Here is a 23,892-nt window from a genome sequence, read left to right on the forward strand (position 1 = left end):
ACGCAAAAACCTGGGGTTCATCCGTTCTCACGCGGATTACGCACCTTCCAGACCACCGCCGAAGAATCCGATAGCCTCTGTGTGGTCGCCACCGTCGAGGACGTTCCGCTCCTGTAACAATAAACCTGCACCTGGGTGTCAGACGCTCGCTTGAAGGGAACCCGGCTCGCTCGACAGGGCCTGATGTGCAAGGATGTCGCGCCGGACATCGTTCGTTGAACGCAAAACCAAGGATTTTTCATGACTGCCATCCCCACCCCAGCGCCCGTGGTTCCCGGGCGGTTGGAACAAATGTCGACCCGTATCGCCTTTTTCATCGCCGGCTTCGGTATCGCAGCCTGGGCGCCGCTGGTGCCTTATGCCAAGGCGCGCGCCAACCTGAATGAAGGCACGCTGGGCCTATTGCTGTTGTGCCTGGGCGTCGGATCGATCATCGCGATGCCGATGGCGGGTGCACTGGCCTCTCGTTTCGGCTGCCGACGGGTACTGACAGCCGGCACGATCATGATCTGCCTGGCACTGCCGATGCTCGCCACGGTCAGTTCGATCCCCTTGCTGATAGCCGGGCTGTTCCTGTTTGGAGCGGGCCTGGGCACTGTGGATTCGACCGTCAATCTGCAGGCCGTCATCGTTGAACGCGCCAGCGGCAAAACCATGATGTCGGGCTTCCACGGTTTGTTCAGCCTTGGCGGCATCGTCGGCGCAGCGGGGGTTGCGGGGTTACTGGGGCTGGGCTTGTCGCCGTTGCAGGCGACCCTGGTGGTGATCGTCATCATGGCGCTTGCGTTGTTAAAGGCCGGACCTCATCTGCTGCCCTACGGCAGCGAAAGCGCTGGCCCGGCGTTTGCCGTGCCACACGGTGTGGTGTTGTTTATCGGCTGCCTGTGTTTCATCGTGTTCCTGGCCGAAGGCGCCGTGCTGGATTGGAGCGCGGTGTTCCTCAGTGCGGAACGCGGTCTCGATGAAGCCTACGCCGGCCTGGGTTACGCGGCGTTTGCCTTGACCATGACCGCAGGGCGCCTGACCGGTGACTCGATTGTCCGCCGCCTGGGCGCCACCCGCGTGATCGTCATCGGCGGCGCGCTGGCCACTGCTGGCATGTTGCTCGCCACCTTATTGCCGGCCTGGGAAACCGCGCTGCTGGGGTATGCCCTGGTGGGTGCCGGCTGCTCGAATATCGTGCCGGTGCTGTACACCGCCGTCGGTAAACAACAGGTCATGCCGGAACATATCGCCGTACCGGCCATCACCACGCTGGGGTATGCCGGTATTCTCGCCGGGCCTGCCGTTATCGGGTTCATCGCCCACGGCAGCAGCCTGAGCACGGCCTTTGTGCTGATTGCGCTGCTGCTGGCCGGGGTGGCCATCAGCGGTAAAATTCTCAAGGTGTAAAACGCTCGACCTACAAAGCCAGGGGTTATCTGGCTTTGTAGGCTTCGTATTGTTCCAGCCAGCGTTCCAGGCTTTTGTTGCAAAGCCAGCCCTCGTGCCTGGGGCGCCCCAGCAAACGCATGTTGTTGGCACGTTCCAGCGAACGCAGCAGGCCTGGCCGCTCAATGATGTTCTTGGCGGTGTAGACGCAGTGTTCACTGTACTTTTTCTTCGGTAGCCCAGTCGCGGGCTCCAACAGCGGTCGGCCTTGCGAATCGAGGTCGTCAGGGTCACTCATCACGGTTTTGAGTTGGGTTATTTCCAGGTATTCAAACGTTTCAAAAAATACCGTGCGATCTTTGGGTATATCCCGCAATTGTTTGAAATAGCCTTGCAAAGCCTTTACGACCTCGGCGTTGCCCTGGTCATGAAAAGGGTCCTGGCTGAAGGCGCCAGGGGAGCTGTTACCCAGCAACGCCGCAGCGGCCGCGTTCAGGCTGTCACGGGTGATGTACCCCGCACCGTCGATGATCGCGTCGTTCAGCAGCGGGCGGTTGAGAATTTCCCTGACCAGCAGGATCATACGGTCGCGCACCTTACTCTCCACTCAAGGTTTGAGCTGCGATCTGGCGCAACGATGCCTGCGTCAAACGGCCCTCCTTTAAAAACCCGTGCAGCTCGCCAAAGTGTTTCTCCAGCTCGCCCGCCAGTTGGCTATCGGTGGAGTTCGGCCCCGGCAGTGCGGTGTTGGCGCGAGCCGTGGGCGCATTTTGCAGGGCCTGCTGGCGCAACGAAGACAAGCCTCCACGCCACAACATGGGCCGCTGCGACGGCAAATCTCGCGTTGCAAACGGCTCATCGCCGGGCAAATGAAAAACGCGGGGCGACAAAACCCGACCTACCTCTGGCCCGCCCACGCCGATTGGCTGCGCGCGCAGTAATGCACCCTCAATCTTCATGCTTCATCTCTCGCCTTTTGCAGATCCATGCTTGCCTGAAAGTCAGTACCAGGGGGCCCCGAATCATCGATTCACCCTCTGGGTAGCAAGCAACCGATATGTGGTTAGCGCCACGCGATAGTTCCGGGTGGCAGGAGAATCCCAATAACAGCATGTAACACTGGATCACCCAGGTGTTTGCCCTCGCCACCTGGCGGTGAGGCTATTGAGCAGCGCGGCCCAACGGAAAGTGGGTGGCCTCAAACAGCGAGTGTCAGAACGGTTGGCAGGCTCTGGCGCAAGCAGCCCGCGGGCAAAATCATCTGCAACGGGCGCCTGGAATTTTTGCTGCCCCACGAACGCTTTCATGCGCAGCGTTTCGGCGGCGTACACCGTTGACAGGGCCATGCTGTTGCCCTCCTCGCTTGGCGATGTCGAGCGGGCATCCCCACGCCAGCCATTAACGGTGCACCGGCCCTCGGTCTGGCCGGATTGAAACGAAGGTGAAGTCATGTCTGGCCCCTGGCTCGGCGTCTGAAAACGACCAGTACGATCAACGTCGCTGGTTACAACCTGTGTGGCGAATGCGCGCAAACAGTTCCTGACAAGGCTCAGGCAGCTCGGTAAGCACATAAAAAAAGCCAAAAAAAATCGCCGCCCTTGAGCTGCGATTTTTCTTACACACGGCCGATCAGAAACCAACGCTGGCCTGCACGAAGAACGTACGCGGCTGACCGAGGTACAACCCGGCGTTGTTGTCACTGGAGCGCGTGTAGTGCTGCTGGTCGAAGAGGTTCTTCACGCCCACACCCAGTTTCAGGTTCGACAGTTGCGCACCGAAGTCATACCCACTGCGCACGTTGACCGAGACATAACCGGGGATATCGCCGTACTGGCCGTCGGCGGTACCCTGGGTGATGTAGGTGGTGCCGGTACCCGGCGCACGTTGACCGGACTGGGCATAGACGTCCAGGTTATGGGTCCAGTGGTTGATGTCGTAGCGCAGGCCCGCCGTCACCACTTCACGGGAGTAGAGCGGCAGGTCGCGGCCCTTGAACGGCACATCACCCTCGGCGGTAGCCTTGGTGTAGGTGAAGCCCGCGTTGGCAGTCAAGCCGTCCAGACGTGGGTCCAGGTTCGACAGGTCGTAGTGAGCCGAGGTTTCGATACCCTGGTGCTTGGTGGCGCCGAGGTTGGTCCAACCCACGTCGTTGCTCACATATTGCAGCTCATCCGAGAAGTCGATGTAGAACAGCGTCACTTCGCCGCCCCAGACGCTGTCGTTATAGCGTGTGCCGATCTCGTAGGTCTTGGCCTTTTCCGGGTTCAGGCCATCGGCCGTCTGGTTGACGCGACCGCCCTGCCCGATCTGCGCGTACTGCAGGCTGCCGAAGGAGGTTTCGTAGTTGGCAAAGACTTTCCAGGCATCGGAAATGTGGTACATCACGCTCAACGCCGGCAACGGTTCGTTACTGTTGATCTTGCGATTCTTTTCCACGGTGCGCACACCGTTCAGGGCGACCACCGGGCGGTCATGCCAATTGGTTTCAATGTGTTCGAAGCGAATGCCCGGCGTGACGGTCCATTTGCCGATATCGATTTTGTTGTCGATATAGAACGCGTTGGCCACAGTACCGCCGGTGCGATCCTGGTAAACATGCCCATCATTCTGCCCGCCCGGCGTCGGCACGTTGTTGACCAGATTGAGGCTGCTGGCCTGTTCATGCATGCCTTCTTTGAGGTAGCGATAACCGACGCTGACTTCCTGGGTGCTTGGCCCTGCGTCGAACACATGGGACACCCGCGGCTCGATGCCGAAGGTGTAGTAGCTGCGCGGGTAGGAACTGATGGTCTTGAGGTCGCGATTGGCAATGTTGCTGCCACGGAAGCTGTCGATGTAATAGGTCAGCACTTCGGCCTGGGTACGGTCGTCGATCTGACGGATGTACTTGAAGGACACATCCTTGCGGCGGCCGCTGAAATTGTCCCAATCGCGCACCGATTGATACGGGTTGGCGTCAAACTGCTTCTGGGTCAGGCCGCCGGGCATATCGGCATTGGCATTGTAATAGTGGAGGTTCAGCGAGAAATCGTCTTGATCGGTCGGCGCCCAGTGGGTCTTGAGGATCACGTCGTCGATGTCGTTGGCGTTATTGCTGTTGCGGTAGCCGTTGCCATTCACCCCGGTATACAGCAAGGCCACACCCATGCCGTTATCGGCGGTACCGCCGACAAAAGCGTTGTCGACGTGTTTCCAGCCGCCGTGGGCGGAGGTTTCCAGGGTGGTGCCGACTTCACCCGAGGCTTGCTCCGGAATCGCGCGGGTCACGAAGTTGATCACGCCACCCACGTTCTGCGGCCCATAACGCACGGAACCGGCGCCGCGTACCACGTCGATGCTGTCCAGGTTACCGGCAGAAATCGGCGCCATCGACAGTTGCGGCTGCCCATACGGGGCGAACGCCGCCGGTACGCCGTCAATCAATACGGTGGAGCGTGGCGACAGACGTGAGGTCAGGCCACGCACGCCGACGTTGAGGGAAATATCGCTGCCACCGGTGCCGTTGGCCTCTTGCACCTGCACGCCAGGGACGCGGCGCAGCACGTCACTGAGATTCATCGCCCCCTGCTCCACCATGGCTTCACGGCGGATCACGGTACGTGCGCCCGGATGGTTCTGCACCACTTGGGCATTGGCATCGCCCAGCCAGTCGCCGACCACTTTGATATCCGTGACGCCCAGCTCCAGCGGCGAACCGGTTTCACCCGTGCCGCCGCGCAGTGGGCGAAGGGTCACGGACCCGGCATCGATCTGGTAATCCAGGCCGCTGCCCTGGAGCAATTGGCGCAGGGCCTGTTCAGGCGACAGGTTGCCGTCCACTGCAGGCGCTTGTTTGCCCGCGACCATGTCAGGGCTGAAGAACACTTGCAGGGAAGTCTGCTGGCCCAGTTGGCTCAGCGCAGCGCCCAGCGGTTGGGAGCGAATATGGATGCCGTCGGCCGCAAAGGCCGCAGGCAGCGCGGCACTGACCGCGAGCGCAAGCGCCAGAGGCGCCCAGCGGGAAACTTTATTGTTGTTCACGACAAGTTTTTTCACGTCGAACCTAGTCCTGTGATCGCAAGAGTGTGCGGCTGTTAATGCAAACCAGTTGCAGTTGCAGAAGAAGACGAAGAACTCGAAAAAAACCTGAATGTCAGCGTGAAATAATTTCCTGACTGCCGTCCGGCAAGGCGCGTACGGCCACTGGCAGGATATGCGGCAGCGCTTTGAGCAGCGCGTCCGTGTCGCTGGATTTGAACACGCTGGTCAGCCGCAGATTGCTCACCGCCGCCGTGTTGACCCGCAACGGCTGCTCGCGATAGCGCGATACTTCCCGCGCCACTTCGCCGAGGGTGGCGTTGTTGAACACCAACTTGCCCGTGCGCCAGGCTGTCAGTTCATCGGCATTCACCGCATACGCCGTAACGACTTGCCCGGCAGAATCGACATGGGTGCCGAGCCCCGCCGTGAGCATCACGACCTGATCCGACGCACGTCCCTGGACCTTGACCGTGCCAGCCTCGACCACCACGCGGGTCTGGTCGTCATCGCGGCGCACATCAAAACGCGTGCCGGTGACCGTGACCTGCCCCGCCCCCGCGGCCACGACAAACGGGCGGCTGGTGTCGTGCTCGACGCTGAACATGGCTTCGCCCTGTTTGATGTCTACACCGCGCCGGCCCTTTTCATAGTGCACCGCCACCACGCTGCGGCTGTTCAGGTCCATCACTGAACCGTCGGGCAATGCCACTTGGCGATGCTCGCCCAAGCGCGTGCTGAACTCAGCGCTGTAGGGTTTGGGATGATCAAGCCCGCTGAACAGGCCAAGCCCCAAGGCGATGGCCACCACACTGGCAGCCACCGCGTAACGCACCATGGCGCGACGTCTGGGGCGTTCGACCGGGGCCTCGCACAGCGCTTGCAAGCGCGCCGTGGGTACAAGGTCGGCGGCGCTCCACAGGCCTTGCAGCACTTCAAATTCGTACTGATGCTCTGGCTGCTCGGCACACCACGCGTCAAAACGCTGTTGTTCTTCGGGGCTCAACTCGGCGTCTTGCAGGCGTACAAACCATTGCGCGGCTTCGTCGCGAGCACGGCTATCCATCGTGGAAGATCCTGTTTCAAAACGGGCAGAGTTCATGGGGCCAGGGCGTCCAGGCGGTCGCGCAGATGCCGCAAGGTGCGGATCATATACTTTTCCACCATGTTTTTAGACAGGCCCAGGCGGATGGCGATTTCCTGCTGGGTGAGGCCCTCGATTTTCTGCCAGATAAATATCTTGCGACAGTTAAGCGGCAACTCGGCCAAGGCCCGCTCGATGGAGTCGGCCAATTGGATCGCGTGCATGACATGCTCCGGGTCGCCGCTGTGGGGCGAACGCTGATCAAGGGCGTCCAACGCCAGCGCCTCTCGCCGGTCTTCGCGGCGGTATGCGTCCACCGCGATGTTGCGCGCCGTTTGATGCAGGTAGGCGCGCGGTTGCTCAACGTCGCTCGAACGCGACTCAAGCACCTTCACGAAGGTGTCGTGCGCCAGGTCTTCGGCCTGCTGACGGTTTCTCAGACGGCGTGTCCAGGTTCCGATCAACTCTTCGTAATGCTCGAAAAAGCCTGTTCTGCGGGGCGGCTGAGGAATCATCGCGTGAGCACTGGAAGGCGGGGCGTGAATAGTAATGTTTCCTATTAAGCGGAGCAATTGCTTCCCGTCGCCCACCGTATTGCGTTGCAACTAAAGATGACCGGCCGCCTGTTTGAGTCGGCTCAGCTTCTCTCGGCTGCCACACACACTCATCTGGCACCATTTGCGTTGTTTACTTTTGGAGAGGTCGAGAAATATCCAATCGCAATCGGTACAACTGCAACTCCTCAACGCGTGAAGCTGGCTTGATACCAGCAGTTGCGTCGCGTCTGTGGCCAGGCGCGCTATCAGCATCGACGTCAACGCTTGCGCAGAGGTGCAGGTGCGCCAGCCCCACGCGGGCACCCCGTCGATGGAGCGCAACACTCGCCACGTCGTGCCCTGCTGGTAGTGCAGATTGATCTGGTGTAATGCCTCATCGGTGACACTTTGGCGTAATGACAGCGTATGGAAAACGCCGTACAGAAGCTCTCGGAAGGCAATAATGGCATCCAGGTCTGGCTGGAAGGAAATAGCCGAGTCAACCACCATAGGGGTGTAGTCAGCGTACTCTTGCTCAGAGAGCAAAGAGGCGTGTAATGCCCACTCCATGAAGAACTTGAAACTGGTGAGTCGTTCTTCCCGAACCTTGAGTGCGGAATGCGGCCTGCGACCATTAGTGGTATTGATGAAGTCCAATACCCGGGCCCCGCCGATCAGCCGGATTGATTTTGCAGTGCCCGTGAAATGTGTCATTCCAACTCCCGAAAAAACCTGCATTCCCGCCCTGGCAGAGAATACCTCGTTTCCTGGAGTCGGAGTCACCGCCCCGCGGCTAGAAGACCAATGGCTAAACGGCGTCCTCCGCACGCGACATCCAGTCAAGAATAATCCCGACCGATTGTTCAACCGAAAGCACGTCAGTCGGCAAATGCACTTCAGGAAACAACGGTGTGTCGTAGTTCGAATCAATCCCCGTAAAGTTCTTGAGCAGGCCCGACCGCGCCTTTTTATACAACCCTTTAGGGTCTCGCTGTTCAGCAATTGCCTGCGGGGCGTCCACGTGAGCTTCGACAAAATGCTCGTTGCCAATAATCGAGCGGGCGTAATGCCGACTGGCCGATGACGGCGAGATCAGCGCGACAATGACAATAAGTCCCGCCTCCACCATCAAACACGCCACCTCCGCGACCCGTCGAATGTTTTCATCCCGGTCACTGTCGGTGAACCCCAAGTCACGACACAGCCCACTGCGTACCGAGTCGCCATCAAGGATGCAGGTAAACCGGCCTTGGGCGCGTAAGGCAATATCCAGCGCATTGGCAATGGTCGACTTCCCGGAAGCCGAGAGCCCCGTCATCCAAATGACCCTGGGTTTGTGCTTCATTCGCGACTGCTCGGCACGCACGTGATTGAACGCAAACGCATGCAAATTCTGTTGTGGATCTTGCGCAAAATAGCTCATGGCCGTTCTCCCTCCGCCAGCGAAACAGGCTGTTTGCCCAACATGAACACCATCACGCATTGCAAAAACAGAAGCAGCGAAACCACCCAATAGACTGTCGAGAACGAGCCTGTGAGGTCTTTGGACAGCCCGCCCAGGAAGTTACCGCACACGCCTCCCAGGCCAATCAGCACATTGGCAATGCCAAATGCCTGCGTCAGTCGGTTGACCGGAACGATTTGCCCGATATAGCTGGGGACCAGCCCAAAGATGGGGTAGAACGCCAGCGCAAACAAAAAAGCCGCCAAATAGAACAACGCGATAGCGTTAAAACTGAACACCAGCAGGGCTGCCAGGCCCGCACTCAGAAAGCTCATGGCCAGGGCCGCCCTGGCACCCACTTTGTCCGCCACCCACCCCACCAAAAAACCTGACGCCATTCCCACAGCGCCGATCGTCGTCCAGATAAACCCTGCGTCCTGTACCGAAACGCCTAATTCATCGCGAAGGTAAGGTGCCAGGTAAGTCTGAAACGGCAGCAGTGCCATCCCATTGAGAAAGGCGATGCCCCAGATCAGGTACAGCGAACGGCTCAGCCATGGCGTGTGGCCATCGAACGACCGCGAGCGCTCACCTGAAAAACCAGCCGCCGGGTCAGCCCCCATGTTACGCAACAGAAACCAGGCCACGAAACAGAGGCCCAATGACACAAGGCCGGCCGTCAGCCAGATCGAGCGCCAGCCACCCTGCAAGGTGAGAAATGACACCAGTAACCCGTTGATAAACACGCCGTAGCTGGTGCCACTGGAGATCAGCCCCATAACCCGGGAGCGATTACCTGGGCTAAAACCCTTGGTGACGATTTCTGCCAGCGGGATGTAAACCGAAGCGGAGCAACCTCCCAGCAATATCAACAACCCACCCGACAACCAAATATTGTCGCTGACGCTCAAGCCCAACAAGGCCAGAGACGTCACCACGGTGGACACCAGACTGATTTTCCAACCTTCGAAAAAACGGCTGATGTAACTGGTGACCGAAGAAAACAGCAGGAACCCTATTTGTGCGCCCCCGGTGATCAAGCCCACAGTGGTGTAGTCGAAGCCGATATCTCGGCGCATATCAACGACCAGGTTGGCGAACAAATAAACGCCGAACCCGTAGGTGCTGGCGACAAACCCTGTCAGTACGACTGCCAACACCACGCTATCGAGCACGCGAGGATTATTCTGTACGAGTGTGCTCATCATGACTCCCTCACACGGCGCGGGCGGTGTGGATGACAAAATCACAATTCATCCCGTCGAAGACAGGCTGAAAATCGCCGTATTCCTTATGGGCAGAGAAGCCGCTGGCCCGTATCTCGTCGGCCAGGTCCGCAGGCAATAACGGATACACTTTCAGGCTGTAGCGTTGTTTATCGTCAAAGTCGTAAATGAACTCGCACACCTGTGCATCGACCCTTCCCAGGCTGACCGACGCGCTCGCACCGCAGTAATAATAATTGCCGCTGGATTTGAAGTTGCCCGCGCGAATAGCACGGAAATTACGCTGATCAACAATCAACACACCGCCTGGCTTGAGCAAGGCCCTGAACGTGCGCAGCACGCTCATTCGGTCACTGGCCTCAAACACGTGGCACAGTGAACTGCCCAGACACACCACGGCATCGAACGTGCCCAGCACGTCCGGGTCGAGCTCAAGCCACTCCTTGTGGTGGGATTCAATCGCCAATCTATGCTCAAGAAAGTTTTGTCGGGCTTTGTTCAGCATCGTACCGCTACCGTCCGTAGCGACCACCTCGAAACCTGCCTGCTTGAGTTGCACGGCATGAAAACCACTGCCCGTGGATACATCGAGTACTGAATTCACTCCGTGACTTTTCAGCAACTGCTCAAAGAACCCCTGCTCGCCGGCCTTTCTTTTTTCCCAATCAATCAACGCGTCCCAGCGCTCGACAAAGTCCGGCGAATACTGCGTTGAGTAATTGGCTACTTCCTCGTGTTCATACCCCAGGATTTGACTCATGGCACACCACCCCTAGCCGATTGAATTCTTGAAAGACAGGTACTTTCCCGCCAACTCCCGAGCACAGTCCGCAGCCTGCTGAACCGACATGATGTCCTTGGAGTACCCCAGCATCGTCTGCATGATTGCCATGCACCTGGGGTTGAAGGTGACCGAGCCGTCACAATGGATTTCGTCGATACCATCGTGGCTTTGGCAAATGCTGTTGAGGCGTACCGCGTCGTCGTAGGGGCATTCGTCGGAGAACTGCACATTGATGCGTCCATCCTGAAGCCAGACCGGATAGCCGCCCGGAAGCCCCAGCGGGCCGGGCGCGTGCACCAGTACCGGCGTCGGTGAGAACAGCCCTTCGATCACAGTGACCGCGGAACACGCGGTTAGAAACTGCCCATCAACCCCGCCCAAGCGACGAAACTCGTTTTTCACCGTAGAAAAAATCACTTCATTAGACAGGCGAGCGACCTCACGCCGGCCGCGAACCTCATACAGCAAGCGATAGCTGGCACGTGGAGGCAAGCCGCCGCGTGGCACGTAGTGGCTGAAATAATGCTGGGCATACAGCATCACCTCCACGTCAGCAGGAGAACACTTGAGCAACCGTGCGATGGACAAACGCACGGCCGGAATCAGGTTGGCGACATTGCCCACGCCGATATCAGGGGCCAGCCCGACCCTGGCCAGGATAGGGTTGACGGCATCGGGAAAGGCCGCATTGACGGTCAGGGTGGCGATACCGGAGGCCTTCACGGCTTGCATCAAGTCACGCATCAATGTCAGGTGCATGGGTAGCCAGGGACCGAACTGTGCCTGGTCAAGCTGCTCGAACGAGCATTTGGGCAACTCGGTGATCACTCTCCATGACTGCAGCGAGGCGCAGTTCACGATGATGTCCGGGGCGTGCTCCCGGAGCACCTGGGTAACGCTGCCGATATCCGTCAAGTCAGCGATCACCGGCGAGATAACAACATATTGTTCCAGTTGCGCGCACGCCAGCGTCACCAGGTTGCACAGCCTGATAGTCGCTTCTTCGTTGCGCCCCAGCACGACAAACTCGAACCTGTTCCTGGGCGCCAGAATCTTGAGAATTTGCAGGCACAGGTTACCGGCGCCCACCAACAGCAACTTTTTCTTCAGTATGGACTGGTTCATCGTGGGTAGGCTCCGTTATCAACCGGGATAACCTTGCCGGTCATATGCCGAAAACCATTACCGACCAACAGCAGGATGACCTCGGCCACACCACTGGGCAGGATCGGGTCCTTGAGAATTTCCTGGCGTGCATACTCCGCCCGCCGATACTCGGGAATGGTGTCGTAGATGGCGGTGTCGTGAATCAGTGCCGGCGATACCGCGTTCACCCGCACAAAAGGCGCGAAGTTCCAGGCATTGGCCTTGGTCAAGCCGATCACGGCAGCCTTGGTGGCGCCGTACAGGGCATCACAACTGCCCACTTCCCCTGCCACTGAGGTGATATTGACGATGCTGCGCGGCGCTTCGTGCTTCATTTCGCGTTCGGCGAAGTCTTTGGAAAGATAAAGTAATGCTTTGAGGTTGACGTTAAGCATTTCATCCACCTCGTTATCGGAATAGGCGTAAATGCTTTTGCCGTGATACACCCCAGCATTATTAATTAACGCGTAGAGCGTGGAGTGACGCTCATACAGGCTTGGAATAAAGCCCTTGATCACAGCATCATTGGAAAGATCGGCAACATGAGTCTCCAATACACTCGCACCGTAAGTCTGTTGCAGCCGGTTAAGGGCGTCCGCGTCCTTATCCACGGCAATGACAAAGTAACCTTCAACAATCGCCTGTTCCAAGGTTGCCCGACCAATTCCGTTGGCGGCACCGGTAATAACCAACTTTTTCATGCCCTGCTCCCTATTGACAGAACTCGTTCATGCGCGCGTAAAAAACCCGGTGATAGTCATACATCGCCTTTAACGCGGGAACATTGTCGAGTTCGTCTTTATTGGGGCAAGGCTCACTCGATGGAATAATGCATTCACTGTTTTCTGCTGCGACGTGCCAACTTCTCCAGGTTTTCCATTGGGGTGGGCACTCGCGCTTCCACATCATGGCTTGTGGCAGGAATTCAATACCCAAATAGTCACACAGTTTACCAATCACCCGTTCCGGCGCTGCCGCCAGGTCATCAGCATTAATCACATAGGGCACTTTTCCGGTAAGTTTGGTGACCACACAAAAAATTTCGTACAAGGCTTTATGCCCAATGGCGTGCAACGGCATGTTGGGGTGTACGCGATAATGCGAAAGAATGCTGCTGGCGGGCTCGCGAACAAGAAAGATATTGTCTTGTTGCGCCAGAAACTCCACGTCAACTTTCAAGTCATCGAGGCAGTGATAACACATGTCTTTGTGAAAGACGTTGGCCGTTTCCCTGGTCTTTACCAGTCGCTCTTTTATTGCCTGATAAGTGGTTGGAAAACTGTGGTCCCATTCATCCGACGGAATTTCAGAATCGGCAGAAAATGCCATATGGGCAAACGGCTCGTGGAAGACTTCGAAGTCTCCGCGCTCGATAAACACGCGTTCCAAGACCGTGGACCTGGAGCGGGGGTGCGCCCACAACCCGACCATCTTGTTCATACCAGCACCCCGTATTCGGCCGCCATGATCGTACTGAGGGAGCGGCTGAAAGCGTGCACAGGGGGGCAGAGTCGAGTGCAGAAATCGGCCAGGCGCCGGTGCGCACTGTTGGCCTCATTGCAGGTGTTGATAAAAGCCTCATGGTTGCAAAAGTCATAAGGCTCGATGCCGTCCAGAAAGTAGGCTTCGCAGAAATACGGAATACGCAACAACTTCGCGAGCGTCGAAGCCGGCGGCTTCAAGGGTTCCCCCGCAGGAAACACCGGTTTACCGCGACTTTCGCGCTCAACCAAAAACTCAACCACTTCCGGCGTCAGTGTGTAGCACGTCGCCAACAAGCCGGTCTTCTCCAGGTGCCAGCAGTGCTTGTTGCCACGCTCGTCGACATCGACTTTTATACTGGAAAGCAGGGTTTTGACCGGCGCGGCTGACGCCGAGACCAGCGCCTGTACCTGCTCATAAACCAACAACTCGGCCCAGCGCAGGTCCTCCGGGCTCAACGCCAAGCCACGCTCAGCCGCTTGTAATGCAAACTCGGGCTGACAGGCCAATCGGCCGATCATGAACGTGATCACATACTTGCAGTGGCGTGTGTCGACACCCTTGCTGCGTGCAGTCACCCTTCCACGTTCTATGGCCTCGATGCCTGCCTGGAACTGCGCAACCGTGAAGCAGAAGGTGATGTTCAGAGAGCTGCCTTGCGCCACTAAATGCTCAACTGTCGCAAGGCCCTCCAGGCTTGCGGGGACCTTCACCATCACATTCGCAGCCAACTGACGCAGCGCCACTCCCCTGGCAGTCATGCGTTCAGCGCAGCGCACATCGACAGGATCGACTTGCGCGCAAATCCAGCCTTCGCGCTGGCCGGATTGAACCCAACGCTGCTTCAGATCCGAAGCGCCCTGCACGATCACTTCGTCGTACAGCTTCCTGCGCAACTCTTGGGGCGCCAGCTTGGCGAGATTGAACCGCGACAACCAATAGTCACGTTTTTCAAGAATCACCGCCGTTATCAGACGAGGGTTTGTCGTTACATTACTGAACCCGCCGGGTTGCGCAAACGTGTCGGGCATTAACTGTTCAATGGAACTGAAGGCTGCGGGGTATTTCTCAAGCAAGTGTTTCTTGTAAGGTACATAGACGGCCGGCGACGAATCCCACCACACCTCCGACCGTTGATCATTACTCTTTAGTCGTTCTGTATAACCTGAAATCTTCACAACGCCTCCTCCTTGAGTAGTCATATCACGCTAGTAAGGTGCGTAATTCACGCATATCGGAAAAAGGTATCGCCCCGGCATCGGCCAACATTGAATGTCGGTCTACCGGCCCAAAACCCAACACCCGTATATTGGCTGCAACCGCCGCGTGAATACCGACAACACTGTCTTCAATAACCCATGCATCACAGGGGTCGACGTTATAAGCAGCGCACGCTGTTAAAAACACCAAAGGGTCTGGCTTCCAACGGCCTAGTTCATAACAACTGAATAGGTGCCCCTTAAAATAAGGGAACAGCCCCGTGAGGCGTAAACAGTGTTCTATTTTATTAAGAGGCGCACTGGAGGCTACGCAAAAAGGCAGCGTCAGGCTTTCCAGCACTTCATGGATTCCATCGGTAGGTTTTAACTTCGCCGTCAAATCAAGCAGTGCTGTTTGGCGAAAGGTCTTTTCAAACTGACTGTCCAGGCAAATATTCAAGCGCTGTTCAGCTTCACGTAAGCAGTCGGCAATCTTGCGCCCACGAAAGCGCTCAATGAACGCTACTGAGTCAAGACCCTTAGCCTCTGGCGCGTCACGACGTGCTTGTTCATTCAGCAGGGAAATCAATACAGACAGGGTGATTTCTTCGCTTTGCACTAATACACCGTCGCAATCGAAGATCACTAACTTAGGCACGCCCACGCGGACAGGCGCTGCCTCCTGAACTGGTAGTTCCCCTATAAAGGCCAATGGGTGCATAGGCATCTCTTATAGGTATATCCGCGATGACTTCTGAACTACCAGCGGAGCACATTGATGAGTGCCTATAAGACCCTCAGAGCAAAATCCTGTCAAACGATTTTTAGTGGATTATTAATTACTTTTAACTATTTAAAATGTTATTTTTATTCCTTTAAAGGCGGCGTCACCACGGAAAAACCCATTTGCACCAGCTGAACTTCTACCGACGCGTGTCAGTCAGCACAAAGGACTCTCATAAAACGGTGGGCGGGCAATGCAGATCTCCTTGCAGCAACAAGTGGCCCTGGTCACCGGCGCCAGCTCCGGCATCGGCGCAGGGGCGGCCAAGGCGTTGGCCGAGGCCGGAGCGGCCGTGGTGCTCAACTACAATTCTCAGGCGGCCCCGGCGCAAGCCCTTGCCGCGCAGATCAACGCAGGCGGCGGGCGGGCGATTGCCATCGGTGGCGACGTCTCCAAAGAAGCCGACGTGGAGCGTTTATTTGCCCAGACCCTCGACGCCTTCGGCCACCTGGACATTCTGGTGGCCAACTCGGGCCTGCAAAAAGACGCCAATCTGGTCGACATGACCCTCGATGACTGGAACACCGTGATCGGCGTCAACCTCACCGGCCAGTTCCTGTGCGCCCGCGCCGCCGTACGGATCTTCAATCGCCAAGGCATCCGCGATGGCGTCTCGCGGGCGGCCGGCAAAATCATCCACATGAGTTCGGTGCACCAGGTCATCCCGTGGGCCGGGCATGTGAATTACGCAGCCTCCAAGGGCGGCGTGGAGATGCTGATGCGCACCCTCGCCCAGGAAGTCAGTGAACAGCGCATCCGCATCAATGGCATCGCGCCAGGTGCGATTCGCACGGCAATCAACCGTGCGGCCACGGAAGGCGCGGCTGAAAAAGAATTGCTCAAGTTGATTCCCTACGGCCGCGTAGGCGACGTGGAAGACGTGGCCAACGCGGTGGTCTGGCTGGCCAGTGATGCCTCCGACTACGTGGTGGGCAGCACCTTGTTTATTGATGGCGGCATGAGCCTTTATCCGGAGTTTCGCGGCAATGGTTGATTTCAAGAACGAACCGCAAAGTGCCATCGATGCCCATGGCATCATCGGCGATATGCGCAGTGCAGCGCTGGTGAACGATAAAGGCAGCATCGATTTTTTCTGCTGGCCGGAATTCGACAGCCCGTCAGTCTTCTGCTCGCTGCTGGACACGCCCGAAGCCGGTGTTTTCCAACTCACTCCCGACCTGCCCAACGCGCGCCGCGAGCAAATCTACCTGCCCGACACCAATGTGCTGCAAACCCGCTGGTTGAGCGATGAGGCAGTGGTGGAAATCACTGACCTGCTGTCCGTCGGCGAAGACGTCGACGACCTGCCGCTGCTGATTCGCCGCGTGCGCGTAGTCAGCGGCAAAGCCACCCTTCACCTGCGCTGCGCCGTGCGCCATGACTATGCGCGCGCGGCGACCCAGGCGAAGGCCGATAACGGTGGCGTACTGTTTACGGCTGACGGCCAGCCCGGCCTGCGCCTGGTCGGCAGCCATCCGCTGAACCTCGAAGACCAGGCGGCAGTCGCACGCTTTAGACTGAGCCAGGATGAAGGCGCCGAATTTGTCCTCGGTGGCGCCGACGACCCACGCGTCACCAACAACTGCACCGACCTGTATCTGGAACGCACCCTGAAGTTCTGGCGCGGCTGGATCGCGCAGTCCAATTACCGTGGGCGCTGGCGCGAAATGGTCAACCGCTCGGCGCTGGCCTTGAAGCTTTTGACCTCGCGCAAACACGGCGCGATCATCGCCGCCGCCACCTTCGGCCTGCCGGAATCACCCGGCGGCGAACGCAATTGGGACTACCGCTACACCTGGATCCGCGACGCCTCGTTCACCGTCTACGCGTTTATGCGCCTGGGCTTTGTCGAGGAAGCCAACAGCTACATGCGCTGGCTCAAAGGCCGGGTCAGTGACTGCTGCGGGCAGCCGACCAAGATCAATATCCTCTATGGCATCGATGGGCGTCAGCAACTGCCGGAAACCACACTCGACCACTTGAGCGGGCATGGCGATGCCAAGCCGGTGCGCGTCGGCAATGAGGCGTTCGACCAGATCCAGTTGGATATCTACGGCGAACTGATGGACGCGGTGTACCTGGTCAACAAATACGGCGAGGCGATTTCCCATGAAGGCTGGAAGCACACGGTGGAAGTGGCCGACCAGGTCTGCGAAATCTGGAACCAGAAAGACGTGGGCATCTGGGAGATGCGCGGCGAGCAGCATCACTTCCTGCATTCGCGGCTGATGTGCTGGGTGGCGCTGGACCGCGCGATCCGCCTGGCCTCCAAACGCTCGCTGCCGGCCCCATTCGCACGCTGGGACCAGACCCGCCAAGCCATCTACGCCGATATCTGGAGCAACTTCTGGAACGAAGAGCGCGGGCACTTTGTGCAACATATCGGCAGCACCGCGCTGGATGGCTCGATGCTGCTGATGCCGCTGGTGCGCTTCGTCGCGGCCACCGACCCGCGCTGGCTGTCGACCCTGGAAGCGATCCAGAAAAGCCTGGTGCGTGACGGCATGGTCTATCGCTACCGCAACGACGACAGCCAGATCGACGGCCTGCAAGGCACCGAAGGTGCCTTTACGGCCTGCTCGTTCTGGTACGTCGAATGCCTGGCCCGCGCCGGCCAGGTGGAGAAAGCCCACCTGGAATTCGAACAACTGCTGCGCTACGCCAACCCGTTGGGCCTGTACGCCGAAGAATTCGACAGCCAGGCCCGTCACCTGGGCAATACGCCCCAGGCACTGAGCCATTTGGCGCTGATCAGCGCGGCAACATTTTTGGACCGCAAGCTCAGTGGGGAAAAGACCGTGTGGCAACCCTGAGGCGGGCTGGGCACAATCGCCAGACGCGTCATGCGCGGTGCACCCTCAAAACACTGCTTCTCTAGCGCTATTGAAACGCCTGAATTTTAAAACCGAAGGCACATTGCGAGAGGCCGGATTCTGGAGTGGCCAGCGGCATGACCTGACAGCACTGGGATTGTTGGTGCGCGAGTGTCTAGACAAGTAGGAACATTGCCTTCGATCGTTCGATCTCCCGTCACAGCGTTCGACTAAAGTTTTTCACCTTTGGCCAGCTACGAGAAGACCGTCATGAACCCACTCGCCCCACTGCTCTACGTGCGCACCTCCATGCTCGACGTGGCCTATGAAGCACACGGCCCTGAAGGCGGTGCGCCGATCATTTTGCTGCATGGTTTCCCTTACGACCCGCGTGGCTACGATGACATCGCGCCGGTGCTGGCCGAGCGAGGCTACCGCGTGCTGGTGCCGTACCTGCGCGGCTATGGCCCGACGCGGTTTATCAATGCGCAGGTCATGCGCTCCGGCCAACAGGCGGCGTTGGCCAAGGATTTGCTGGATTTCATGGATGCCCTGCACATCCCGCAAGCCACGTTGGCGGGTTTTGACTGGGGTGGCCGCGCCGCATGTATCGTCGCCGCGCTGTGGCCCGAGCGCGTACGTGGGTTGGTGACGGGAGATGGCTACAACATTCAGGACATCGCCCATTCACTCAGGCCGCGTGCGCCCGACACAGAGCACCGCCTGTGGTATCAGTTCTACTTTCACACCCAGCGTGGCGTGGACGGATTGACCGCCAATCGCCGCGAGCTGTGCGAGCTGCTGTGGAAGCTGTGGTCACCGACCTGGGCCGCAGGGCCGAGCCTCTACGCCAAGACCGCGCCGTCGTTTGATAACCCGGATTTTGTCGAGGTGGTCATTCACTCCTATCGCCATCGCTTCCTGTACGCCCCCGGCGACCCGGCGCTGGAAGCCATCGAGCAGGCACTGGCGCTGCAGCCGCCGATTTCGGTGCCGAGCATCTCGCTGTGCGGCGCCGATGATGGCGTCGGCCCGGCCCCGGTCGAGGACGACGATGTGGCGGGCTTCAGCGGCATGTATCGACGCCAGGTGTTGCCGGGCGTTGGCCACAATGTGTTCCAGGAAGCGCCGCAGGTGACCCTTGAGGCGTTGTTTGAACTACTCGACAGAACCTGAGAGCGCCGCCGCGATCCTGAAGCTGAAGACACTGCCCTGCCCCACCACGCTTTCTGCCCAAAGCGAGCCGCCGTGGGCTTCGACGATGCCATGGCAGATATACAAGCCCAGGCCGCTGCCATTGGGGTTGCCCTCGCGGGACGTCCAGTATCGCTCGAAGATGTAGGGCAATTGCGCCGCGCCGATACCGACGCCATTGTCACACACGCGAAACAGCACATCGTCGCCTGCTGCCTGGGCAATCACCTCGATCGCCCCGCCCAGGTCAGTGAACTTCAGGGCATTACCCAGCAGGTTTGAAAACACTTGGAACAGACGCTCCGGGTCGGCCTGCACGCACAGCCCTGGCTGGGTCCGCCACGTGAGGTTGACGCCCTTGGCCGCTGCCAGCGGGTGCCACATCAACCCGAGCTGCTCCAGCGTGGGCGCCACGTCCACCGCTTGCAGGGCGACCTGGTAGCGCCCCGCTTCAATGCGGGAAAGGTCGATCAAGTCCGTCAGCAACGTGTTCATACGCGCGGTCGCGGTTTGCATGGTTTCAATCGCGGTGTTCAAGCGAAAGGTGGCTTTGGTGTCGTCGGCGGGCACCATCTTGCGCATCATGCCGCATTGCATCAGCAGGATCGTCAGCGGGCTGCGCAGGTCATGGGAAACCACCGCCACCAGTTCATCCCGCGCCCGCACGGCCGCATGCTCGCGCTGTACCTGGCGCGCCAGGTCATGCTCGAGGGCGTTACGGCGCAGGCTCTCCACGGCCTGTAACTCCGAGGCCGACCATTGCAGCGCCTTGCCGTCCACCTGCTGCTTCCATAGGGCAAATGACTGGCGCGGGCTTAACGCCGCCGCCCCCGCTTCGCCGTGTTTGATCGGTTCGCCGCTCCACTGCACGGTGGTTTTGACCTCAGGGCGGAACCACATCACTGCGTTGTCCGTAGGCTTGGGCAGTCGCAAGGCTAATAAGCCGCTGGCGAAGGCCTGGCAGGCGGCAGCCGGGGGGAAGTCGGCGGACAATTGGTGGCTGGCGACCACACCTTTGCCCTGCTGCCGAATCCACGGGTACAGCGCGCGAATGTCAGCCTCGCTGGGGCAAACGCCAAACCGATGCAGGCGCTCCTCCACCAGAATGGCCAGCCCCTCGGCGGCTTTCAGGCTCAGCAAGGTGTTGGCGTGCGGCAACAGGCTCTCCAGTACATCGCACGTTTGCGCCGCCATGGCGGCGACCAACCTGTCGATCATGCCGGTTTTTTCCTGCTGCAGACGACGCGCCTCCTGTTCCTGGAGCAACGTGATCTGCATCGACAACAGCTGGCCGATGCTGATACAGGCGGTGCGTAACTCATGGGGCACGCGCAAGGGTTCACGGTGACCGCAGGTAATCAGCCCCCAGAGCTGATCGTCCTTGAGCAGGGAAATGCTCATCGACGAGCGCACGCCCATATTTTTCAGATAGCGACAGTGAACCGGCGAGACGCTGCGCAGCACCGCAAAGCTGAGGTCCAGGGCTTGACCGGTGTCCGGGCGCAGGGCCGGCAGGATCGGCACCGGCAGGTACTCGGCGTCGGGAATCACCCGAATCCAGTTCAGCCGGTAGAGTTCGCGGGCTTGGGGCGGGATGTCCGAGGCAGGGAAACACAGGCCCAGGTACGGCTGCATACCGTCGCTGAGGGATTCGCCGATGACTTTGCCGTGGCCCTCCTGCTCGAAGCGATACAGGGTGACCCGGTCATAGCCGGTCAGGGCGCGAATCTCGGTGACGCTGGTCTGGTAGAGCCCATCGAGGCTCTTGGCCGACTGCAGGCGGCGCAAGGTTCGGGCCACGTGCATCTGGGCCGTATGCCGGGGCGTCACGGAGCGCTCCAACTCGAGCAATAACAGGCCTTGATGGCGGTGCAATAACGCATCAAACAACTCGCCATTGAGCGTCACCTGATGCAGTTCATCTTCATCCGCATCCAGGTCTGCCAGCGCCAACCGAATGCCGGCCAACGCCGCATCGCCAACGAGGCTGGCCAAGGCCTTCCCGGTCAAGGTTGCAGGCCCCAGCCCCAAGGCTGCATTGAGGTTAGTACTGGCTTGCAGCACCACCAACGCCGGTTCGCTTAGCGTTAACAACAACCCATGGGGTTGGATGGTCCCTGGAATGTGAATGGGCTCGCTCGCGCAATCGTCCCGCAGGGCATTGTTGGCGTTGGTCGCAGGCAATGGCTTCATGAGACAGGTCACGCCGGGGGGCGAAAGGAATGATGGCGCAGGTCGCCGCACGAGGTACTCGCGCCAACATAGCACCTTGGTTCAACTGTGTACGTTTTCGTTCAAAGTGGTTGGCAGAAGCGTTCCCGGTAAGCCTGGGGCGTGACATCCAAGGCCCGCAGAAAACTGCGCCGCAGGGTTTCCTCACAGCCAAAACCGCATTGCACCGCAATGCGTTTGATCGATGCCGTGCTGTCGGCCAACTGCCGCCGCGCTGTTTCCACGCGGATCAGTTCGACGGCGCGGGCCGGGGTCTGGCCGGTTTCGGTGCGGTAGTGGCGCACAAAGCTGCGCTCGCTCATGCCGGCCTGGGCGGCCAATGTGGCAATGTTCAAATCCAGGGTGAGGTTGTCGGCCATCCAGGCGTGCAAGTCGGCAAAGCGGCTGTCGCCCTTTTGCAGCGATAACGTCGCGCTGAATTGCGATTGCCCGCCCGGACGCTTGAGGAACACCACCAAATGCCGCGCCACTTCCAGGGCGACGGCGCGGCCCAGGTCTTCTTCCACCAGGGCCAGGCACAGGTCGATACCGGCAGTGACGCCGGCGGAGGTCCACACCGCACCTTGCTGGATAAAGATCGGGTTGGACTCCACCGTCAGTGCGGGAAACTTGCGCGCCAGTTCTTCACAGCGGGTCCAGTGGGTGGCCACACGGCAGCCGTCGAGCAGGCCACTGGCGGCGAGCAGAAAAGCCCCGGTGCACACCGACGTCATGCGCCGTGTGTGCCTGGCCTTTTCGCGCACCCACTGCACCAGCGCAGGGTCTTCGGCGGCGCCGTACACGCCCCAGCCGCCGGCGATCACCAGCGTGTCGCAGGGTGTATCCGCCGCGGGCAGCGGCTCGGCCACCAACGCCAGGCCGGCGGAAGTCATCACCGGCGCGTCCTGCGCGGCGACCACCGAAACCGCGTAAGGCAACGCCAGGCCGCGCTGGCGCGCCAGGTCATTGGTCGAGGCGAACACCTGCAACGGCCCGGTCACGTCGAGCACCTGGGCATTATCAAAAGCGAGAACGTGAATGATCCGGGTCATGATTGGCGTGATTTGTGGGTTCAATGGCGTATTCGCCAAAGCCTAGGCCTCTACAGTGAAGCCGTCCACCCCTTTATCGGAGCTTGATTCATGACCTTGCAGATCGGCTTTCTGTTGTTTCCCGGCATCCAGCAACTGGACCTTACCGGCCCCTATGACGTGCTGGGTTCGCTGCCGGATGTGACGCTGCACCTGGTGTGGAAAGACCTGGCACCGGTCACGTCCAGCACCGGTTTGGTGTTCACTCCGACCATGACGTATGCCGACAGCCCGCGCCTGGATGTGATATGCGTGCCCGGCGGTTCCGGCGTCGGCGCCTTGATGGAAGACCCGCAAACACTCGACTTCCTCAAGGCCCAGGCACAGACCGCCCGCTACGTGACCTCGGTGTGCACCGGCTCACTGGTGCTCGGCGCGGCCGGTTTGCTGCGCGGCCGTAAAGCCACCACCCATTGGGCTTACCACGACCTGCTCGCCCCGCTGGGCGCCATCCCGGTGCAAGCGCGCGTGGTGCGTGACGGCAACCTGTTCACCGGTGGCGGGATTACTGCGGGGATCGACTTTGCGCTGACCCTGGCCGCCGAGCTGTACAGCGAAGCCGCCGCACAGCTGGTGCAGTTGCAGATCGAATACGCGCCGGCACCGCCGTTTGACGCCGGCAGCCCGGACACCGCGCCCAAGCATGTGCTGGAGGAAGCCAACAAGCGCACGACGGAATCACGTCGGGTACGCGGTGAAATTGTGGCGCGGGCGGCGGCGCGGTTGGGCTGATGGCACGAATGGGGTGGATCAGGCTGGCCGAGACATAAACGCCAACCGCGCCGCCAATAGCATCAGCACGGTCGCCAGGCCCCATTTCTGTAGCCTGGCGCTGTGGCGACTGCCCGCAAACGCTCGGCTGATCGCCCCGCCAAAAATGCCCAGCACGGCATGGAAAACCCCGGCGACCAAGGTCAGAACGCCGCCCAGCACCCACAGCTGCATGGCGATGGAGCCGGCCTCGGGCCTGACGAATTGGGGCAGGAACACCATAAAAAACAGCAACGCCTTAGGGTTGAGCAAACTGTTGAGCATGGCCTGCACAAACACATGCCGCAAACGCACGCGCCGGACCTGGGCCATGTCCAGGCCGGTGTTTTTTTGCAGGGTCTTGAACACCAGCCACACCAGGTAGACCACCCCGGCGTAACGAATCAAATCAAACGCCGGCGGCCAACTGGCGACCAGGGCGGTGACCCCGCTGGCCGTCAAGGCGGTCAGCAGCAAATCCGCCACGCAGATCCCCAGGCTTGAAGCCACGCCACCGCGCCAGCCATAACTCACGCCATGGCTGATCACAAACGCCATGTTCGGCCCCGGCGACAGCAGCAACAGCAAAACAGCGCCGGAAAACACCGCGAGGGTTGCGAGGTCGATCATGCTCAAACCGTCCGCCAGGGAAAGCCCGCAGGTTAAACGGTGAACCTTGCGCAAACAAAAAATTGTGCTGGATACATTTCTAGCCTCCTGTACAAAAAAATATTCGCCTCCTGGCCTTGTTTGCTGGCAC

Annotated in this window: 22 protein-coding genes; 5 read left to right on the forward strand and 17 right to left on the reverse strand. The window is 59.4% G+C overall.

Annotated features, from left to right (window positions below):
- Positions 1-240: 240 nt before the first annotated feature.
- Complete coding sequence (locus ASE80_RS10140) at positions 241-1,392, forward strand: MFS transporter (RefSeq protein WP_056858780.1); 1,152 nt, start codon at positions 241-243, stop codon at positions 1,390-1,392.
- 25 nt (positions 1,393-1,417) lie between these two features.
- Here the strand turns inward: ASE80_RS10140 and ASE80_RS10145 are convergent, their stop codons facing one another.
- The 14 genes from ASE80_RS10145 to ASE80_RS10215 form a co-directional block, all read right to left on the reverse strand.
- Positions 1,418-1,966, reverse strand: a complete 549-nt coding sequence (locus ASE80_RS10145; RefSeq protein ID WP_056858781.1) for a hypothetical protein — start codon at positions 1,964-1,966, stop codon at positions 1,418-1,420.
- Between the two features lies 1 nt (position 1,967).
- Complete coding sequence (locus ASE80_RS30710; protein WP_133257343.1) at positions 1,968-2,189, reverse strand: hypothetical protein; 222 nt, start codon at positions 2,187-2,189, stop codon at positions 1,968-1,970.
- An 811-nt stretch (positions 2,190-3,000) separates the two neighbouring features.
- The gene (locus ASE80_RS10160) at positions 3,001-5,406 is read right to left on the reverse strand and encodes a TonB-dependent siderophore receptor (RefSeq protein ID WP_056858784.1); all 2,406 of its coding nucleotides are present in this window, start codon (positions 5,404-5,406) and stop codon (positions 3,001-3,003) included.
- A 97-nt stretch (positions 5,407-5,503) separates the two neighbouring features.
- A complete protein-coding gene (locus ASE80_RS10165) occupies positions 5,504-6,454 on the reverse strand; it encodes a FecR family protein (protein WP_056858785.1) in 951 nt (316 codons plus the stop codon).
- A 32-nt stretch (positions 6,455-6,486) separates the two neighbouring features.
- The gene (locus ASE80_RS10170; RefSeq protein WP_056858786.1) at positions 6,487-6,987 is read right to left on the reverse strand and encodes a sigma-70 family RNA polymerase sigma factor; all 501 of its coding nucleotides are present in this window, start codon (positions 6,985-6,987) and stop codon (positions 6,487-6,489) included.
- A 90-nt stretch (positions 6,988-7,077) separates the two neighbouring features.
- Positions 7,078-7,722 carry a CGNR zinc finger domain-containing protein gene (locus ASE80_RS10175; RefSeq protein ID WP_056858821.1) on the reverse strand — a complete coding sequence of 215 codons (645 nt, stop codon included), beginning with the start codon at positions 7,720-7,722 and terminating at the stop codon, positions 7,078-7,080.
- 94 nt (positions 7,723-7,816) lie between these two features.
- Positions 7,817-8,431 (reverse strand): adenylyl-sulfate kinase, encoded by a 615-nt coding sequence (gene cysC, locus ASE80_RS10180; protein ID WP_056858787.1) that lies wholly within the window; start codon positions 8,429-8,431, stop codon positions 7,817-7,819.
- On the reverse strand, positions 8,428-9,657 hold the full coding sequence (locus tag ASE80_RS10185) for an MFS transporter (RefSeq protein ID WP_056858788.1): 1,230 nt from the start codon (positions 9,655-9,657) through the stop codon (positions 8,428-8,430). Before ASE80_RS10185 ends, cysC begins: the two co-directional genes overlap by 4 nt.
- Positions 9,658-9,667: 10 nt before the next feature.
- Entirely contained in the window at positions 9,668-10,438 is a 771-nt protein-coding gene (locus ASE80_RS10190; RefSeq protein WP_056858789.1) for a class I SAM-dependent methyltransferase, read from the reverse strand.
- Positions 10,439-10,450: 12 nt separating this feature from the next.
- Complete coding sequence (locus ASE80_RS10195; RefSeq protein ID WP_056858790.1) at positions 10,451-11,587, reverse strand: hypothetical protein; 1,137 nt, start codon at positions 11,585-11,587, stop codon at positions 10,451-10,453.
- Complete coding sequence (locus tag ASE80_RS10200; protein ID WP_056858791.1) at positions 11,584-12,309, reverse strand: SDR family oxidoreductase; 726 nt, start codon at positions 12,307-12,309, stop codon at positions 11,584-11,586. The genes ASE80_RS10195 and ASE80_RS10200 overlap by 4 nt, the downstream gene beginning before the upstream one ends.
- Positions 12,310-12,319: 10 nt before the next feature.
- On the reverse strand, positions 12,320-13,048 hold the full coding sequence (locus ASE80_RS10205) for a sulfotransferase family protein (protein WP_056858792.1): 729 nt from the start codon (positions 13,046-13,048) through the stop codon (positions 12,320-12,322).
- Complete coding sequence (locus ASE80_RS10210; protein ID WP_371920514.1) at positions 13,045-14,121, reverse strand: transaldolase family protein; 1,077 nt, start codon at positions 14,119-14,121, stop codon at positions 13,045-13,047. Before ASE80_RS10210 ends, ASE80_RS10205 begins: the two co-directional genes overlap by 4 nt.
- A 172-nt stretch (positions 14,122-14,293) precedes the next feature.
- A complete protein-coding gene (locus tag ASE80_RS10215; protein WP_056858794.1) occupies positions 14,294-15,010 on the reverse strand; it encodes an HAD family hydrolase in 717 nt (238 codons plus the stop codon).
- A gap of 256 nt (positions 15,011-15,266) precedes the next feature.
- Here ASE80_RS10215 and ASE80_RS10220 point away from each other — a divergent pair, with 256 nt between their 5' ends.
- The 3 genes from ASE80_RS10220 to ASE80_RS10230 all read left to right on the forward strand — a co-directional run bounded on the left by ASE80_RS10220 (position 15,267) and on the right by ASE80_RS10230 (position 19,062).
- The gene (locus ASE80_RS10220; protein ID WP_056858795.1) at positions 15,267-16,067 is read left to right on the forward strand and encodes a glucose 1-dehydrogenase; all 801 of its coding nucleotides are present in this window, start codon (positions 15,267-15,269) and stop codon (positions 16,065-16,067) included.
- Positions 16,060-17,886 carry a glycoside hydrolase family 15 protein gene (locus ASE80_RS10225; RefSeq protein ID WP_056858796.1) on the forward strand — a complete coding sequence of 609 codons (1,827 nt, stop codon included), beginning with the start codon at positions 16,060-16,062 and terminating at the stop codon, positions 17,884-17,886. Before ASE80_RS10220 ends, ASE80_RS10225 begins: the two co-directional genes overlap by 8 nt.
- A gap of 270 nt (positions 17,887-18,156) precedes the next feature.
- Positions 18,157-19,062 carry an alpha/beta fold hydrolase gene (locus tag ASE80_RS10230; RefSeq protein ID WP_056858797.1) on the forward strand — a complete coding sequence of 302 codons (906 nt, stop codon included), beginning with the start codon at positions 18,157-18,159 and terminating at the stop codon, positions 19,060-19,062.
- Here the strand turns inward: ASE80_RS10230 and ASE80_RS10235 are convergent.
- Positions 19,045-21,273, reverse strand: a complete 2,229-nt coding sequence (locus ASE80_RS10235; protein ID WP_056858798.1) for an ATP-binding protein — start codon at positions 21,271-21,273, stop codon at positions 19,045-19,047. The two genes, ASE80_RS10230 and ASE80_RS10235, sit on opposite strands and share 18 nt — an antisense overlap.
- Before the next feature lie 101 nt (positions 21,274-21,374).
- A complete protein-coding gene (locus ASE80_RS10240) occupies positions 21,375-22,343 on the reverse strand; it encodes a GlxA family transcriptional regulator (protein WP_056858799.1) in 969 nt (322 codons plus the stop codon).
- A 90-nt stretch (positions 22,344-22,433) separates the two neighbouring features.
- Between ASE80_RS10240 and inhA the strand changes: the two genes are divergently transcribed.
- On the forward strand, positions 22,434-23,114 hold the full coding sequence (gene inhA, locus ASE80_RS10245) for an isonitrile hydratase (protein WP_056858800.1): 681 nt from the start codon (positions 22,434-22,436) through the stop codon (positions 23,112-23,114).
- Between the two features lie 18 nt (positions 23,115-23,132).
- On the opposite strand, the gene ASE80_RS10250 is transcribed toward inhA, so the two are convergent.
- Positions 23,133-23,762: a LysE family translocator gene (locus tag ASE80_RS10250; RefSeq protein WP_056858822.1), complete on the reverse strand. Its 630-nt coding sequence runs from the start codon at positions 23,760-23,762 to the stop codon at positions 23,133-23,135.
- Positions 23,763-23,892 lie beyond the last annotated feature (130 nt).

The organism is Pseudomonas sp. Leaf15 (assembly GCF_001421425.1).
Lineage (GTDB): Bacteria > Pseudomonadota > Gammaproteobacteria > Pseudomonadales > Pseudomonadaceae > Aquipseudomonas > Aquipseudomonas salomonii.

What these genes read in the sequence shown, in the direction of transcription:
- ASE80_RS10165 (WP_056858785.1), bottom strand. Translation starts at nt 6,454, where the DNA reads ATGGATAGCCGTGCTCGCGACGAAGCCGCGCAATGGTTTGTACGCCTG.
- ASE80_RS10250 (WP_056858822.1), bottom strand. Translation starts at nt 23,762, where the DNA reads ATGATCGACCTCGCAACCCTCGCGGTGTTTTCCGGCGCTGTTTTGCTG.
- ASE80_RS10195 (WP_056858790.1), bottom strand. Translation starts at nt 11,587, where the DNA reads ATGAACCAGTCCATACTGAAGAAAAAGTTGCTGTTGGTGGGCGCCGGT.
- ASE80_RS10220 (WP_056858795.1), top strand. Translation starts at nt 15,267, where the DNA reads ATGCAGATCTCCTTGCAGCAACAAGTGGCCCTGGTCACCGGCGCCAGC.
- ASE80_RS10205 (WP_056858792.1), bottom strand. Translation starts at nt 13,048, where the DNA reads ATGAACAAGATGGTCGGGTTGTGGGCGCACCCCCGCTCCAGGTCCACG.
- ASE80_RS10175 (WP_056858821.1), bottom strand. Translation starts at nt 7,722, where the DNA reads ATGACACATTTCACGGGCACTGCAAAATCAATCCGGCTGATCGGCGGG.
- ASE80_RS10240 (WP_056858799.1), bottom strand. Translation starts at nt 22,343, where the DNA reads ATGACCCGGATCATTCACGTTCTCGCTTTTGATAATGCCCAGGTGCTC.
- ASE80_RS10225 (WP_056858796.1), top strand. Translation starts at nt 16,060, where the DNA reads ATGGTTGATTTCAAGAACGAACCGCAAAGTGCCATCGATGCCCATGGC.
- ASE80_RS10190 (WP_056858789.1), bottom strand. Translation starts at nt 10,438, where the DNA reads ATGAGTCAAATCCTGGGGTATGAACACGAGGAAGTAGCCAATTACTCA.
- ASE80_RS10185 (WP_056858788.1), bottom strand. Translation starts at nt 9,657, where the DNA reads ATGAGCACACTCGTACAGAATAATCCTCGCGTGCTCGATAGCGTGGTG.
- ASE80_RS10170 (WP_056858786.1), bottom strand. Translation starts at nt 6,987, where the DNA reads ATGATTCCTCAGCCGCCCCGCAGAACAGGCTTTTTCGAGCATTACGAA.
- ASE80_RS10215 (WP_056858794.1), bottom strand. Translation starts at nt 15,010, where the DNA reads ATGCACCCATTGGCCTTTATAGGGGAACTACCAGTTCAGGAGGCAGCG.
- cysC (WP_056858787.1), bottom strand. Translation starts at nt 8,431, where the DNA reads ATGAGCTATTTTGCGCAAGATCCACAACAGAATTTGCATGCGTTTGCG.
- ASE80_RS10230 (WP_056858797.1), top strand. Translation starts at nt 18,157, where the DNA reads ATGAACCCACTCGCCCCACTGCTCTACGTGCGCACCTCCATGCTCGAC.
- ASE80_RS10140 (WP_056858780.1), top strand. Translation starts at nt 241, where the DNA reads ATGACTGCCATCCCCACCCCAGCGCCCGTGGTTCCCGGGCGGTTGGAA.
- ASE80_RS10235 (WP_056858798.1), bottom strand. Translation starts at nt 21,273, where the DNA reads ATGAAGCCATTGCCTGCGACCAACGCCAACAATGCCCTGCGGGACGAT.
- ASE80_RS10200 (WP_056858791.1), bottom strand. Translation starts at nt 12,309, where the DNA reads ATGAAAAAGTTGGTTATTACCGGTGCCGCCAACGGAATTGGTCGGGCA.
- ASE80_RS10210 (WP_371920514.1), bottom strand. Translation starts at nt 14,121, where the DNA reads ATGCCCGACACGTTTGCGCAACCCGGCGGGTTCAGTAATGTAACGACA.
- inhA (WP_056858800.1), top strand. Translation starts at nt 22,434, where the DNA reads ATGACCTTGCAGATCGGCTTTCTGTTGTTTCCCGGCATCCAGCAACTG.
- ASE80_RS30710 (WP_133257343.1), bottom strand. Translation starts at nt 2,189, where the DNA reads ATGTTGTGGCGTGGAGGCTTGTCTTCGTTGCGCCAGCAGGCCCTGCAA.